Source organism: Streptomyces sp. NPDC006602 (assembly GCF_042870385.1).
In the GTDB taxonomy this organism is placed as follows: Bacteria; Actinomycetota; Actinomycetes; order Streptomycetales; family Streptomycetaceae; genus Streptomyces.
Genome location: NZ_JBIAHG010000002.1, coordinates 665,202 through 679,178 on the forward strand (window position 1 = coordinate 665,202; position 13,977 = coordinate 679,178).

The window sequence follows — 13,977 nt, forward strand, 5'->3', positions numbered from 1 at the left end:
ATGGGGAAGGGCGGGCCCCACTGACACGCCAGTCCGGCACCGCACGGCCGGACACCGAACGCCGCAACCATGCCGTTCAGCCTGACGGAATTGCCCCGTCGGGCCCCTGACGCCTTCGGCCATGGCCGTTGTCCCCTCGGCCACGGCCGTTGTCAGGGCAGCTCGGTCACACGGTCGGTGCCGGGCGGGGCGACCGGGCTGTGGGCGGTGAGGTAGTCGGTGAGGGCCGCGATGTCGTCCCCGCCGCCGACCGTGTCGGTGCCCTCGGCGAAGGTGGTGAAGCCGTCGCCGCCCGCAGCGAGGAAGGTGTTCGCGGTCACCCGGTAGGTGGCGTCCGGCTTCAGCGGGTCGCCGTTGAGGGTGATCGACGCCGGGTCGATGCGGTCACCGACCGGGGCGCCGCGGGAGAAGGAGTACGTCAGGCCCTTGGAGACGCCGAGCATGAGGGTGGGCGCCCGGGTGCCGGAGTCGTTGAACTGCTCCTCCAGGATCTTCTCGATCTGCGCCCCCGTCAGGTTCACGGAGACCAGGGATCCGGCGAAGGGCTGTACGGCGAAGGCCTCCGCGTACGTGATCTCCCCGAGCGCCTCACCGCCCGTCGACGACGCGTACACCAGGTCCGCCCGCACCCCACCGGGGTTCATCAGGGCGATCTGGGCCCCGCCGCGCTCCGGTGCCGAGGTCGCGGCGAGTTGGGCGTCGGCGACGAGGTTCGCCAGGTCGGACTCGGCGTCGCGGGTCTCGGAGCGGGTGATGTCGGCGCTGACGCTGCCGACGACCCGGTTGGCCAGCGGGGCCGACAGGGCCTTCCACTTTTCGATGACGGCACTCTGGTCGGCGTCCTTGGCGCCGGTGCGGGTGACGAGGTGGTTCATCGCGGCGACCCGGTCCCGTACGACATCGCCGGTACGGCGGTCCACCGGCAGCCGGGTCTCGGTCACCACCCGGCCGAACGACGAGGCCGAGGTGACCAGGCGGGGGTTGCCGGCCGGGTCGGGCAGGGAGCAGATGTACGGCTGGTGGGTGTGGCCGGTCACCACGGAGTCGATCGCCGGGTCGAGGTTCTTGGCGATCTCCACGATCGGCCCGGAGATGCCGTCGCACTGACCGTACGATCCGGCCTGCACGCCTCCCTCGTGCAGCAGCACGACGATCGCCTCCACGCCCTGTCGGCGCAGTTCGCGGGCGGAGGCGTTGGCGGTCTGCACCTCGTCGAGGAAGCGTACGGACTTGATGCCGGACTGGCCGGTGACCTCGGGCGTGCCCTCCAGGGTCATGCCGATGAAGCCGACCTTCACCCCGTCCACCTTCTTCACCCAGGTGGGTGCGAGGAGGGGCTCGCCGGAGTCGCGGTCGATGACATTGGCGGCCAGCCAGGGGAACTGGGCGCCGTCGTACGGCTCGTCCTTGATGAAGCAGCCGTCCTTGGGGTGGCAGCCCCCGTGCTGCATGCGCAGCAGTTCCTCGGTGCCCTCGTCGAACTCGTGGTTGCCGACGCTGGTGACGTCCAGGTGCAGCTTCTCCATGGATTCGACGGTGGGTTCGTCGTGGAAGAGGCCGGACAGGAAGGGGCTGGCGCCGATGATGTCGCCCGCTGCGACGGTCAGCGAGGTGTCGGTGCCCTGCCTCAGCTGGCCCAGCCGGGCAGCGAGGAATTCCGCGCCGCCGACCGGTGTGGACTTCGGGTCGAGCTTGGAGCCGAGGTTGGCGTCGCGTCCGGTGGGCGGCTCCAGATTGCCGTGGAAGTCGTTGAAGGACAGCAGCTGGACGTCGACGGTGGACGGTGGCTTCTGCGCCGTGGGGAAGGCGCGGGTGTACGAGATCCACAGCCGGACGTCGGCGGCGTCCGTACGGCCGTTGCCGTCGAGGTCTCCGGCCGCGCCGGCGGTCGGGATCGCCGCCAGGTCCTTGGCGTCCACGGCACCGTCGCCGTTGACGTCCGGGGTGCGGGTGGCGAGGAGATCCGGCCGGACCGACAGCAGGTGGAACTTCGTGACGCTGCCGTTGAAGCCGAAGTTGTCGTCGGCGACGAGGACGAGCGAGCGGGAGCCGTCGGGCAGCCTCGGCCCCCAGGTGATGCCCTCGACGTTGTCGGCGTCGGTGCCGGAGGTGGTGAAGTCGTACAGCAGCTTCTTCGGCATCGGCTTCTCGGTGCCGGACAGGGCTTCCTTGCCGCCTACGTCCGTCGCGCCGATGGTGCTGGTCCAGTAGAGGCGGATGGAGAAGCCGACACCGGAGGCGAAGGATCGTTCGACGGTGAGATAGTCGGTGTCGTTGATCGCGAGGATCTCGGAGACTCCCCGGTCCGCCGAGTACGTGCCGACCGGGGCGGGCAGGGGCGCGGTGGGCGCGTCGGAGATCGGGTCGACCTCGTAGACGTGCTCGGCTTCCGGCTTCCCCGTCTGACGGTCCATCTGCAGCAGCCGGGACGGGCTCTTGACCGTCAGCCCGGCCGCGGGGCCGTCCTGGACGAGGGCGTTCTCGGTGATCGTGACCACCTTGCGCCCGTCCGGGGAGAGGGTGAGGCCTTCCAGCGCCTGGTTGTTGCGCACCCCGGCGGTGAGCGTGCCCGAGGCCGAGCGGACGGGGGCGTACGCCTGGGGCAGTGGCAGTTCGCGGACGTACCCGCCGGAGGTGGCCGCCTCTCGGACGAAGGCGGGCTGTCCGATGGACGAAGCGCCCTCACTGGTCCACAGCAGGCTCTTGCCGCCCGGTGTCCAGCGGATCGCCTCGGGGTCGACCGCCTTGGGGGCGAAGGGTTCGCCGGTGGTGTCGGCGAGCACGGTCAGGCCGTCGAGGGCGGGCTCGTCAGCGGCGAAGGCCGCCCCGTCGAGTGGCAGTCGGAGGGTGTAGAAGCGGGCCTTGCCGTTCTCCGAGCGGTCGTCGCTGAGGGCGACGTACTCGCCGGACTGCGGGTCGTAGTCGATGCCGGACAGTCCGCCGAACGGCATGCCGAGCTCCGTGGTCCCGGCGGGGACCGTGAAGGTGTCGAGGAGCCGCACGTCCTGCGGCTTGGCGGAGGTGTCCGCCTCGGGTTCCGCGGCGAAGCCGTTCGTGAGGGCCAGGCTGCCGAGGAGGCCGGCCGCGGCGAAGGAGGCGAGGAGTGCGCGTCTGCGGCGAGCTGGGGATCTGTGGCGCATGGGTGTCCTTCCAAGGGAGGCGCACGGGCGTGCGGGCATGGCTCGCCGGCCCGCGCGCTCGGCGAGGTGCGGGCGGGTGGGAAAGCCCAGGGAGAGGGGGGTTGACGAGGCGTCAGAGTGAGACAGCGGCCGGCACGGCACGGCCCCGGCGTTTGCGGCGCCACGCGTACAGCGCGAGGGCGACGAGCGTCATCGCGTACGGGATTGTCGACACCAACTGCGGCGGTACGTCGAGCGAACCGAGCTGCACGGCCAGTGCCTCGGCTGCTCCGAAGCCGAGCGCGGCGAGGAAGACGCCCCAGGGCCGCATGCCTCCGAGAAACACGGCCGCGAGTGCGATGAAGCCACGGCCGGCCGTCATGTCCCGTACGAAGAAGGAGACGTAGCCCATGCTGAGGAAGACCCCGGCGAGTCCGGCGAGGGCCCCGCTGAGGGCGAGTCCCGCGTACTGGACACGACGTACCGCGATCCCGACCGACTCGGCGGCGTCCGGCATCTCGCCGACCGCGCGCAGGTGGAAGCCGAAGCGGGTGCGGTAGAACAGCCAGGCGACGAACGGCGCGGCCAGGAAGGCCAGCCAGGTGATCATGTTCTGGCCGCTCACCACATCGCCGAGCACCGGCACGTTCTCGATGCCCGGCAGGGTGATGGCCGGCAGGCTGCCGCTCTTCAGGCCGGAGGTGCCGCCCTTGTCGTCGAGGAGGCTGTAGACGGCGTAGGCGGTGCCGCCGGAGGCGAGGAGGTTGAGGCCGATGCCCGCGATGATCGCGTCGGCGCCCAGTTCCAGGCGGAGGGCGGCGAGCAGTACGCCCAGCAGCGTTGCCATCGCGACTCCGCTGACCGCGCCCAGCGCGACGGAGTGGCTGTACCCGGCGACCAGCGCACCGGTGCAGGCCGCGCTCAGCATTTGGCCTTCCAGGGCGATGTTGCTGATGCCGGCGCGTTCGGCGACCAGTCCGCCGAACGCGGCGAGCAGGTACGGCGTGGCGATCCGCAGCGCGGCCGCCAGGAAGGCGCTGCTGAGGACGACGTCGAGCACGGAACTCATCGGACGCCCACCTGCCTCCGCGCGATGCGCCGCTTGAGCAGGTCAGGCAGGGCCTGGGCGGTGACCAGCAGCACGATGACCGCCTGGATGACCACCACGATCTCTGTGCCGACGTCGGTCTGCTGTTCCATGATGTCGCCCCCGGCGCGCAGGTAGGAGTAGAAGAGTCCGGCGACCACGACGACCAGCGGGTTGTTCCTGGCCAGCAGGGCGACCACGATCCCTTCGAAGGCGAGGCTTCCGGCGAGTCCGGGTTCCAGCCGTCCGTACACGCCCTGGACGAGATGGGCTCCGGCCAGGCCCGCGACGGCGCCGCCGATGACGAAGCTCCACTCGATGACGCGGGGCACGCGAATGCCGCCGTAGGCCGCGAAGTCGGGGTTGGCGCCGGTCATCCGGATGCGGTAGCCGAGCGGGGTACGGGTGATGAGCAGCCACAGTGCGACGGCGGTCAGCAGCATCACCCCGAACCCGATGTTGGCCCGGCCCAGCGGAACGCCGAACCAGTCGCTCAGCGGGGTGAGCGCCGAGTCCTGCTGGATGGACTTCGAGTGCACGGCGCTGCTGCCGGACTCCTTCAGCGGGCCGTTGACCAGGTAGTCGTAGACGCGGACGACGATGGCGTTGAGCATCAACGTGGCCACGATCTCGTTGGCGCCGAGGCGGGCCTTCATCGCGCCGGGCACGAGGCCCATTCCGGCGCCCGCGGCTGCTGCCGCGGCCATCGGCACGATCACGGCGACGACGGGCGGCAGCGGCACGAAGATCGCGACGGTCGCCGCCGCCAACGCACCGGCGTAGACCTGGCTCTCGGCACCGAGGCTGATCTGCCGGGCACGGAAGGGGATCGCGACCGACAGCCCGAGCAGGGTGAGGGTCGTGGCGTCCTCCAGCCAGCGGCCGACGCGGAAGGAGCGGTCCAGCGGGCCGGTGAGCATCACTTCGTACGCCCGTACCGGGTCGTTGCCGGTGGCGAGCATGACGAGGAAGCCGATGGCCAGGGCGGCCAGGATGGTGGCCAGGGCCATGCTCAGGTCGACGGCGAAGTCACGGCGCCGGGTGGCTCGGTACTGGCGGCGGTCCTCGGTCTCGATCGCCGTCATGGGGGTCGTGGTCACGGTGCCTCCCCCATGCCTTCCGGGCCGGCCGTTACGTCGTCCAGACCGGCCGTGAGCTGGTCGCGGTCGTGCTGCTCCACACCGAGCATGTAAAGCCCGACCCGCTTCTCCGTGAGGCCGGTCGTGTCGTCGAACCGGGCGACCAAGTGGCCGTCCTTGAGGACCAGCAACCGGTCGGAGAGGGCGAGGAGTTCGGTGAGGTCGGCGGAGATGAGGAGGACGGCGGCGCCCGTGTCACGCGCGTCGACGAGACGCTCGTACATGAAGCGCATCGCGCCGATATCCACCCCGCGGGTCACCTGCGAGGCGACCAACAGGCGTGGTCCCGCGGAGAGTTCGCGGGCGACGATCACCTTCTGCATGTTGCCGCCGGACAGCGCCCGCACCGGGACCGACGGGTCGGGGGTGCGGATCGCGTACTGGTCGATCAGCTGCTCGGCGTGGGCGCGTACGGCACTCGGGTGCAGGACGCCACGGCGGGCGAGGGGCGGGCGGTCGTGGCGGTCGACGACGAGGTTGTCGGCGATGGACGCGTCGAGGGCGGCGCCGTTGTGCAGCCGGTCCTCCGGTACGTAGCCGATGCCGGCCCTGCGGTGTCCCGCCACGTCGAGGCCGGCCGTGTCGGTGCCGTCGATGTGGACCGTGCCCGCGGTGGGCCGGCGCAATCCGGCGAGGATCTCGGCGAGTTCGCTCTGGCCGTTGCCCTCGATGCCGGCCACGCCGACGATCTCCCCGGCGGCGACGTCGAAGTCCAGGTCGTGCAGCCACTGCCCGGTCGCGGCCTCGTAGCCGAGGCTTCGTACCCGCAGGGTGGTCTCCGCGGGGCGGGCCGGGGAGCGGTCCACGTCCAGGGACATGTCCCGGCCGACCATCATGGAGGCGAGCGAGCGTTCGGTGGCGTCGGCGGTGGCGACCGTGCCCACCAGGGAGCCGGCGCGCATCACGCTCACCTGGTCGCTGATCTCCCGTACCTCGCGCAGCTTGTGCGAGATGAACAGCACCGTCATGCCGCCGTCGCGCAGCCGGCGTACGGCGGCGAACAGGTCCTCGGTCTCCTGCGGGGTGAGCACGGCGGTCGGCTCGTCGAGGATCAGTACGCGGGCCTGCCGGTGGAGTGCCTTGAGGATCTCGGTGCGCTGCCGCATCCCGACCGACACCTCGTCGACGCGCGCCTTGGGGTCGACGACGAGTCCGGACTCCTCCGCGAGCCGGGCGGTCGTCTCCACGGCCGCCTTCGGGTCGACCAGACCGCGCCGGCCCGGCTCCACGCCGAGGACGACGTTCTGGGCGACTGTGAAGGACGGCACCAGCATGAGGTTCTGGTGCACCATGCCCACGCCCAGGGCGATCGCCGAGGCCGGGCCCCGCAGCACCCGGGGTCGTCCGCCGACCAGGATCTCGCCCGCGCTGGGCTGCTCCAGGCCGTAGAACATCTTCATCAGCGTGGACTTGCCCGCGCCGTTCTCCCCGACGACCGCCCGGATCTCGCCCGGCGGGACCTCCAGGTCCACGGCGCGCACCGCGCGCACCCCGTTGGCGTAGGTCTTGGTGACCTGGCGGGCGGCGACGGCCGGTCCGTCCTTGCCCCATGGCTCGTTCATCATCAAGGCCGTTCGGTTAGAGGGCGCTGGGCACCGTGACGGAACCGGACTTGACCTTGTCGGCGGCTTCCTGGACCTCGGTGCGGATCGTCTCGGGCACCAACTCCTTGAAGTGGTCGTCGTTCACATAGCCGACGGCGTCATCGGCGAGGCCGACGGTGGAGACGGAGCCGTACTTCAGGGTGTCCTTCTGGTCGTCCTGCGCGGCCTTGTACAGCGCGTTGCCGACGTTCTTGAGGATGGAGGTGACGACGGTGTTCTTCTGCGCCTGGTCGGTGAGGGTCTGGTACTGGTCGGAGTCGACGCCGAACGCGTACCGCTTGGCGCTGACGGCCGACTCGAAGGTGCCGAGCCCGGAGAGCCCGGCGACCGGCCACACCAGCGCGGCGCCCTGGCCGTACATGGCGGTGCTGATCTCCTTGCCCTTGGCGGGGTCGCCGAACGGCTTGTCGCCGCCCACGTACTGGACGAGGACGTCGGACTTCTTTCCGCCGGCGGCCTGGAAGCCGGACGTGAAGCCGACGACGAAGTCCTCGATCAGCGGGATCTTCACGCCCCCCATGACGCCGACCTTCTTCTGCGATTCGGCTCCCTTGAGGGCTTTCGCGGCCACCAGCTTCTCGGCCAGGAATCCCGCGAGATAAGCGCCCTCGTTCTGCTTGAACGTGACGGAGTACACGTTCTCGCACTTGTTGGAACAGGCGCCGTTCTTGCCGCTGTAGTCGACCGGCGCGTCGAAGACCCAGAACTTCTTGTCCGGGAATTCCGGGGCGAGTTTGCCGATGTAGTCGGTGACGTCGAAGGTGCCCGCGGCGAGAATGTCGTAGTCGTCGGCCGAGGCCGCGTCTTCGAAGCCGGGCTCCCACTTGGTGCGGTCGGAGCCGAGCTCCACGACCTTGAGCTGGTAGCCGAGGTCCTTCGATGCCCGCTGCAGGCCGGCGTAGGCGGAGTCGAAGAACGACTTGTCACCCAGCCCGCCATTGATCACCAATTTGATGCGCGGCTTGCCGGAGGACGCCGCTCCGGAATCGTCCCCGCCACCCGATCCTCCGCACGCGCTCAGTGCGAGCATCCCTGTCACCGTCACCACGATGGCGGCGCTTCTTCCGTATCTCATCATCGATCTCCTGATCGTTTCGTCGCCGAGTGAGCGGCTGGGTCGACAGTAGAAAGTGCAAAACGTTTTGGCTACGTTGCCCGGTTTCTGTTTGATTTCCGCTGTGGGAATTTCAGCCATCGGTGAGCAGCGCGGTCGCGGCGATGCGCAGCGTCCGGTCGAAGTCCGTCTCGCGTTCCTCGGCGGTGAGGACGTCACCGGTGCGGACATGGTCGGACACGGTCAGCACGGCGAGGGCCTCGCCGCCCTCGGCGCAGGCCACTGCGTACAGTCCCGCCGCCTCCATCTCGACCGCGAGCGTGCCCCGGCGCTCCAGGGCGTCGAAGAGGGCGGGGCGGTCCAGGTAGAAGTGGTCGCTGCTCAGTACCGCCCCGATGTGAACGGCGGTGGACGCCAGGTCGGCGGCGTCCGCCGCGGCACGCAGCAGCCGGTAGGAGGGAGCGAGCGAGAGCGTCACCCCGTCCACGAGGACGCGACTGAGGCTGGAGTCGGTGTGCGCTGCCGAGGCGATCACCACGTCCCGTACGGAGACCGCCGCCGGGATCGCACCGGCCGTGCCGACCCGGACGATCCGGCGCACGTCGTAGTGGCGGAACAGCTCCGTCGCGTAGATCGTCATGGACGGAATGCCCATGCCGGAGGCGAGGACCGACATCGGTACGCCCTGGTGGGTTCCCGTGTAGCCGAGGATGCCGCGTACGTCGGTGACCTGCCGTGCGCCCTGAAGGAAGGTTTCCGCGATCCGCCGGGCACGGCGCGGATCCCCCGGCATCAGCACGAGCGGCGCGAAGTCGCCCGGCCGAGCCGCTATATGGGGTGTGCCGGCGACGGACGTGGGGACGGGCCCGGGCGTCACCGTTCCGCTCCCGCGAGCCAGCGCACCAGCCGGTCCCACAGCTCGGGGTACCCGTCCCAGGCCAGGAAGGGCGGCGGCGCCCAGTGCGGTGCCACGTCCGAGGTGAACGCCGCCGACCTGCCCCCGCCGTGACTCCCGACGACGAGCAGGGGGTGCCCGGCGCACTCGGCCAGCAGCGACGCCCCGGGCCGTGCGGTGACCTCGTTGAGGCCGAGCAGCGCGGGCCAGGACCGCTCCAGCCCCCGTACGACCGCGTGCTCGCCCACCACCTCGGGGACGGCACCGGCCGGGAGCTCCACCCGGTCGTCGCGGTCCAGCATCGTCACCGGCAGGGCGGCGGCGAGCGGGGAACGCCCCCATCGCGCGCGGGCGTCGATGCCGCTGAAGGTCAGATAGCCGCCGATCATCAGCACCCCGCCGCCCCGCTCCACGAAGCCGCGCACCAGCTCGGAGCGGTCGGGCGCGGGGACGGAGTGGTCGAAGGTCTCCGGCGGGAGCTGGAAGCTGTTGGCGCCCACATCGCTGATGACGACGACGTCGTACGCGTCGAACCCGTCGGCGGAAGCCGGTACCCGGGTCGGGATCTCGTGCGAGGGCACGTAGGTCACGTCGTGGCCGCGTGAGCGGAGTGCGTCGAGGAAGGCGCCTCCGCCTTCGGTGTACTGGGAGGTGTGGAAGGCGTCGAAGCCTTTCTGGTGGACCGTGTAGGTGAACCAGGACTCGCCCACAACGAGCACTCTGGGCATGACGAACCGCCTTTCGAGGCAGGGGGTACCGGCACGGGAACTCCGTGCGGCGCGACGGCAGTCGAGGTCGGGTGAGGGTCAGCGGGCGGCGGGTGCCGTGCTGCCGCGGACCTTGAGTTCGACGGGGAGGGTGTGCCGGGAGGCGGGCGGGACCTCGCCCCGCGTGACGTACTGGAGGAGTTGCGCGGTGGCGGTGCGGCCCACGTCGTAGGCCGGCTGGTGGACGGTGGTCAGGGGTGGATGCGCCAGCGAGGCCGCCCGGATGTCGTCGAAGCCGACCACCGAGACGTCGTCCGGCACCGACAGCCCCGCCTCCCTCAGCGCCAGGAGGGCGCCGAAGGCCATCAGGTCGTTGGCCGCGAAGACGGCCGTGCAGTCCTCGGGGAGACCGCCCTCCTCGAGGAGTTCGGCGACGAGGCCGTACCCGGAGGTCTCCTTGAAGTCGCCGACACGTTCGACGACCTCACCCCGGAAGGCCCGTACGAAACCGTTCGCACGGGCGTTGCTGCTCTTCAGGGCGCGCGGGCCGGTCAGCATGAGGACCCGGTGGTGGCCGAGCGCCCGGAGGTGCTCCCCCACCAGCCGTCCGCCCGCCTCGTGGTCGGCGGTGGCGATGAGGGCGCCTTCGAGACCCTCGACCTCCTCGTCGGCGAGCGCGATGGGGAACTTGCCCATCAGGGCCTCCAGCCGTCGCCGGGACGGCGGGGACCCGGAGGCGTACACCATGCCGTCGATGAACCGGCTGCGGATCATGCCGAGGTAGCGGTCCTCGCGGTCGGCGTCGAACTCGGTGTTGCACAGGATCAGGCCGTAGCCGAGGTCGTGGGCGGCGTCCTCGGCGCCCTTGGCGAGTTCGGCGAAGAAGGTGTTGCTGATGTCGGGGATCAGCAGGCCGATCACCGAGGTGGAACCGGCCTGGAGGCTGCGGGCCAGCGAGGCCGGGACGTAGCCGAGCCGGTTGACCACACTGCGGACGCGTGCGGCGGTGTGCTCGTTGACCGGCCGGTTGCCGCTGAGGACATGGGAGACGGTGGTGGCGCTGACGCCTGCCGCGGCGGCCACGTCCTTGATGGACGCGGGGCGCCGGACCGCCTCCCGCTGGTACGGCTCAGGGGTCATAGTGCTGCACCGCCCTGCCGTGGGAGGTGTCGAGGATCCGGGCCACCCGGGTGTCGGCCTCGGCCAGCAACGCGGGCTCGTCCACGGTGAGCAGCCGGCCGTCGCGCATCAGGACCCGGCCGTCGACGACGACCGTCCGTACGTCACTGGCGCGGGCGCTGTAGACCAGCGCGGCGCGCGGATCGTGCAGGGGACGGCAGTGCAGCCCGGACAGGTCGGTGAGGACGATGTCGGCGCGCATGCCCGGTTCCAGCGCTCCGATCTCCTGCTGCAGCCCGAGGGCTCGGGCCCCTCCGCGCATGGCCGTGCGGAGGGTGTCGGAGACGGTCATCCAGGTGGCGTCCCGTACCGCCTGCTTCTGGGTGAGGGCGACCAGCCGCAGCGCCTCCCACACGTCCAGCGTGTTGTGGCCGGCTGCGCCGTCCGTGCCGACCGCCACCGTGACTCCGGCGCCGAGCAACTCCCGCACCGGGGTGAGCGGGGACAGCGCGTGCTTGAGATACACCTTGGGGCAACAGGCCACGGCGGTCGTGGCGGCGTACTCGGCCAGCAGCGGCAGGTCTTCCTCGACGATCCCGCAGCCGTGCGCGATCAGCGCCCCGGCGTCCAGCACCCCCGTCTCGTGCAGGACCCGGATCGGGGTGATGCCGCGCCGCTCCAGACTGGACCGCGTCTGCTCCAGGTGCTCGGCGGCGTGGATGTGCATGCGCAGGCCGAGCCGCCGGGCGTGCCCGGCTAGGGTCCGCAGGTCGCCGTCGTCGACCGTGTACGGGGCGTGCGGTCCGAGCGAGACGGTGACCCGGCCGTCGGCACGGCCGTGCCAGGCCTCCGCGAACTTCACCGTGTCCTCCAGGGCTTCCTCGCCCCGGCTGCTGAAGTAGGTGGGCGCGATGTCGGCGCGCAGGCCGGTCTCGGCGACCGCCTCGGCGATCTGGTCGGGGAAGAAGTAGTGGTCGGCGAAGGTGGTGACACCCGAGCGGATCATCTCGGCGCAGGCGAGCCGGGCCCCGGCCCGTACGTCGGCAGGGGTGAGGTTGGACTCCATCGGCCAGACGCGGTCGTTGAACCAGCCCTCCACCGTCACGTCCTCGGCCGCGCCGCGCATCAGCACCATGGGGCTGTGCGTGTGCGCGTTGACCAGACCGGGGACGGCCAGCAGTCCGCGCCCGTCGATCACGTCGGCCGCGGGGCCGGGACTGACGGGGCCGTCGGTCGGACCAGTCGTGCCAGTCGGCCGTACGTCCTGGATCACGCCGTCCGCCACCACGATGTCCTGCGCGTGCAGGATCTCGCACTCGCCCCGTGTCGGGACGCGCAGCACGTCGCAGCCGCTCACCAGGAGGCGGCCGGTCGACGGAGGCGTTCTGTCGCTCATGTCGCACAAGCTAGATATCCAAAACGTTTTGCACAACCATCGGTCCGCGGAGGTCCGACGCTCGGCTGCTGAGCGACGACGACACCACCGGAATGTGACCCACACCACAAGGAAAACGGCGCCGTTTCGATAGCTATCAGGGATAGCCTTTCCATGTGAACGAAACGGTTTCGTTCAGGGGTGACTGAGAGGGGTACGCCCGGCATGACTTCCGTACTAGTGGTCCACGACCAAGCTCTGCAACGCATCGGCTTCCGGATGCTCCTCGCGGCCCAGCCCGACCTGACCGTCGTCGGTGAGGCGTCCGGCGGGTTCGAGGCGGTCCGTCTGAGCACCGAACTGCGTCCCGACGTCGTCCTGTTGGACGCCCGCGTGCCCGGCACCGACGGTATCGAGACCATCCGCCGTATCACCCGGGCCCCCGCACTCCACCACCCCTCCAGCCCCGTTCGAGCCGTACGGAACCCCCCGCGCGTGCTGATGCTGACCAGCACCGGCCTCGCCGAGTACGCCTACGCCGCCCTGCGCGCCGGAGCCCGCGGGTTCCTCCTGGACGACGCCACCCCCGACGAACTCACCGCGGCCGTCCGCATCGTCGCCACCGGAGACGCAGTGATCACCCCCGGTCTGACCCGCACGCTCATCGATGCCGTACGTCAACAACGGCCCGGCCACCCCGTGGAGCGCGAGGCCGGACTCGACGCCCTCACCGAACGCGAACGCGATGTGCTGATCGCCGTCGCCTCCGGCTGGTCCAACGCGGAGATCGCCGCCCGGCTGTCGATCGCCCCGACCACCGTCAAGTCCCACGTCAGCCACATCCTCGGCAAGATCGGCGCCCGGGCCCGCGTCCAAGCCGTGGTGTTCGCCTACGAGTCCGGCCTGGTCCGGCCGGCCTGACGCGGAGACGCCCCGGACTCCAGGCGCCCGATCCCGCCGATCGAGCACACGCCGGCGCCGTCACTCCGTACGGCGACCGGCCGCAACCCCCTCGCAACCTTCCCCGTGCTGCACTCGCTGACCATGCCCGAAGAATCCGCACTCCCCGCATACGACGAGGCTTCCCGCGTCGAACTCACCCCCGCGGCGGCCGACCTGCTGCGCCGGCTGCGCGAGACGCACGGTCCGCTGATGTTCCACCAGTCCGGCGGCTGCTGCGACGGCAGCGCCCCCATGTGCTTCCCGGCCGGCGAGTTCCGCACCGGCGGCTCGGACGTACTGCTCGCGGAGCTGGACGTGGCCGGGGTCGAGGAGCCGGTGACGTTCTGGATGTCGCGGAGCCAGTACGAGGCGTGGCGCCACACTCGGCTGATCGTGGACGTCGTCGAGGGCCGGGGCAGCGGGTTCTCGCTGGAGGCGCCCGAGGGGGTGCGTTTCCTCACCCGTTCGCGGGTCGTCGGCGCATAGCAACCCGTGCGGCCGTCTTCGTCTGGTGCGCTGCCCTTGAATCCTTGGACGAGCGTGGGACCGGCGATCGCGAAGGGTCACCGAACGGGCCGCTCCGTGCAGCACGGCCATCCACGAGGTGACGACCACCCCTCCGGCGGCGCGGAACGGCCCGTTCCGAACGGGATCGGGATCTTCGCGACCCCGTGCCGTTCACGGTCTGAGGGTGGCGAAGATGTCCGCCGTCGCCATCAGGCCACTGTTGATGCTGGGGGCGATGTTCGTGCCGGCCAGACAGAAGCCGAGCAGCAGGCACACCAGCGCGTGAGGGAACTTCAGAGCGCCACTCCGCAGGAAGATCACCGCCAGGATCGCAAAGAGCAGCACCAAAGAGATGGAAATCGCCATCGTCAGCCTCCTCCACCACACCGCCATGTCCGGTTCACGACGTTCGGCCGCAAGTGTGGCGTA

12 protein-coding genes are annotated in these 13,977 nt (G+C 70.5%); 2 read left to right on the forward strand and 10 right to left on the reverse strand.

Features of this window, described 5'->3' with window-relative positions; all coding sequences use genetic code 11:
- Nucleotides 1-152 precede the first annotated feature (152 nt).
- From ACFYO2_RS07700 to ACFYO2_RS07740, 9 genes are all read right to left on the reverse strand, one after another.
- Nucleotides 153-3,140 carry an esterase-like activity of phytase family protein gene (locus tag ACFYO2_RS07700; protein ID WP_388345503.1) on the reverse strand — a complete coding sequence of 996 codons (2,988 nt, stop codon included), beginning with the start codon at nt 3,138-3,140 and terminating at the stop codon, nt 153-155.
- 112 nt (nt 3,141-3,252) lie between these two features.
- A complete protein-coding gene (locus ACFYO2_RS07705; protein ID WP_388345505.1) occupies nt 3,253-4,188 on the reverse strand; it encodes an ABC transporter permease in 936 nt (311 codons plus the stop codon).
- Nucleotides 4,185-5,306, reverse strand: a complete 1,122-nt coding sequence (locus ACFYO2_RS07710; RefSeq protein ID WP_388345508.1) for an ABC transporter permease — start codon at nt 5,304-5,306, stop codon at nt 4,185-4,187. Before ACFYO2_RS07710 ends, ACFYO2_RS07705 begins: the two co-directional genes overlap by 4 nt.
- Nucleotides 5,303-6,910, reverse strand: coding sequence for an ABC transporter ATP-binding protein (locus ACFYO2_RS07715; RefSeq protein WP_388345511.1), 1,608 nt, complete (start codon nt 6,908-6,910; stop codon nt 5,303-5,305). The genes ACFYO2_RS07710 and ACFYO2_RS07715 overlap by 4 nt, the downstream gene beginning before the upstream one ends.
- Before the next feature lie 13 nt (nt 6,911-6,923).
- Entirely contained in the window at nt 6,924-8,024 is a 1,101-nt protein-coding gene (locus ACFYO2_RS07720; RefSeq protein ID WP_388345514.1) for a BMP family protein, read from the reverse strand.
- A 112-nt stretch (nt 8,025-8,136) separates the two neighbouring features.
- Entirely contained in the window at nt 8,137-8,880 is a 744-nt protein-coding gene (deoD, locus tag ACFYO2_RS07725) for a purine-nucleoside phosphorylase (protein ID WP_388345517.1), read from the reverse strand.
- Complete coding sequence (locus ACFYO2_RS07730) at nt 8,877-9,626, reverse strand: glutamine amidotransferase (protein WP_388345520.1); 750 nt, start codon at nt 9,624-9,626, stop codon at nt 8,877-8,879. Before ACFYO2_RS07730 ends, deoD begins: the two co-directional genes overlap by 4 nt.
- Nucleotides 9,627-9,704: 78 nt before the next feature.
- Nucleotides 9,705-10,745 (reverse strand): LacI family DNA-binding transcriptional regulator, encoded by a 1,041-nt coding sequence (locus ACFYO2_RS07735; protein WP_388345523.1) that lies wholly within the window; start codon nt 10,743-10,745, stop codon nt 9,705-9,707.
- The gene (locus ACFYO2_RS07740) at nt 10,735-12,120 is read right to left on the reverse strand and encodes an amidohydrolase (protein WP_388345526.1); all 1,386 of its coding nucleotides are present in this window, start codon (nt 12,118-12,120) and stop codon (nt 10,735-10,737) included. Before ACFYO2_RS07740 ends, ACFYO2_RS07735 begins: the two co-directional genes overlap by 11 nt.
- A gap of 204 nt (nt 12,121-12,324) precedes the next feature.
- Here ACFYO2_RS07740 and ACFYO2_RS07745 point away from each other — a divergent pair, with 204 nt between their 5' ends.
- Nucleotides 12,325-13,020, forward strand: a complete 696-nt coding sequence (locus ACFYO2_RS07745; RefSeq protein ID WP_388345528.1) for a LuxR C-terminal-related transcriptional regulator — start codon at nt 12,325-12,327, stop codon at nt 13,018-13,020.
- Between the two features lie 123 nt (nt 13,021-13,143).
- Nucleotides 13,144-13,527: a DUF779 domain-containing protein gene (locus ACFYO2_RS07750; protein ID WP_388345531.1), complete on the forward strand. Its 384-nt coding sequence runs from the start codon at nt 13,144-13,146 to the stop codon at nt 13,525-13,527.
- 192 nt (nt 13,528-13,719) lie between these two features.
- Here ACFYO2_RS07750 and ACFYO2_RS07755 read toward each other — a convergent pair whose 3' ends face one another.
- A complete protein-coding gene (locus ACFYO2_RS07755; RefSeq protein ID WP_388345534.1) occupies nt 13,720-13,914 on the reverse strand; it encodes a hypothetical protein in 195 nt (64 codons plus the stop codon).
- Nucleotides 13,915-13,977: the final 63 nt, after the last annotated feature.

Bases quoted from the DNA above. Each gene is read 5' to 3' on its own strand.
- ACFYO2_RS07700 (WP_388345503.1), bottom strand. From the start codon at position 3,140: ATGCGCCACAGATCCCCAGCTCGCCGCAGACGCGCACTCCTCGCCTCC.
- ACFYO2_RS07705 (WP_388345505.1), bottom strand. From the start codon at position 4,188: ATGAGTTCCGTGCTCGACGTCGTCCTCAGCAGCGCCTTCCTGGCGGCC.
- ACFYO2_RS07715 (WP_388345511.1), bottom strand. From the start codon at position 6,910: ATGATGAACGAGCCATGGGGCAAGGACGGACCGGCCGTCGCCGCCCGC.
- ACFYO2_RS07720 (WP_388345514.1), bottom strand. From the start codon at position 8,024: ATGAGATACGGAAGAAGCGCCGCCATCGTGGTGACGGTGACAGGGATG.
- ACFYO2_RS07730 (WP_388345520.1), bottom strand. From the start codon at position 9,626: ATGCCCAGAGTGCTCGTTGTGGGCGAGTCCTGGTTCACCTACACGGTC.
- ACFYO2_RS07735 (WP_388345523.1), bottom strand. From the start codon at position 10,745: ATGACCCCTGAGCCGTACCAGCGGGAGGCGGTCCGGCGCCCCGCGTCC.
- ACFYO2_RS07740 (WP_388345526.1), bottom strand. From the start codon at position 12,120: ATGAGCGACAGAACGCCTCCGTCGACCGGCCGCCTCCTGGTGAGCGGC.
- ACFYO2_RS07745 (WP_388345528.1), top strand. From the start codon at position 12,325: ATGACTTCCGTACTAGTGGTCCACGACCAAGCTCTGCAACGCATCGGC.
- ACFYO2_RS07750 (WP_388345531.1), top strand. From the start codon at position 13,144: ATGCCCGAAGAATCCGCACTCCCCGCATACGACGAGGCTTCCCGCGTC.
- ACFYO2_RS07755 (WP_388345534.1), bottom strand. From the start codon at position 13,914: ATGGCGATTTCCATCTCTTTGGTGCTGCTCTTTGCGATCCTGGCGGTG.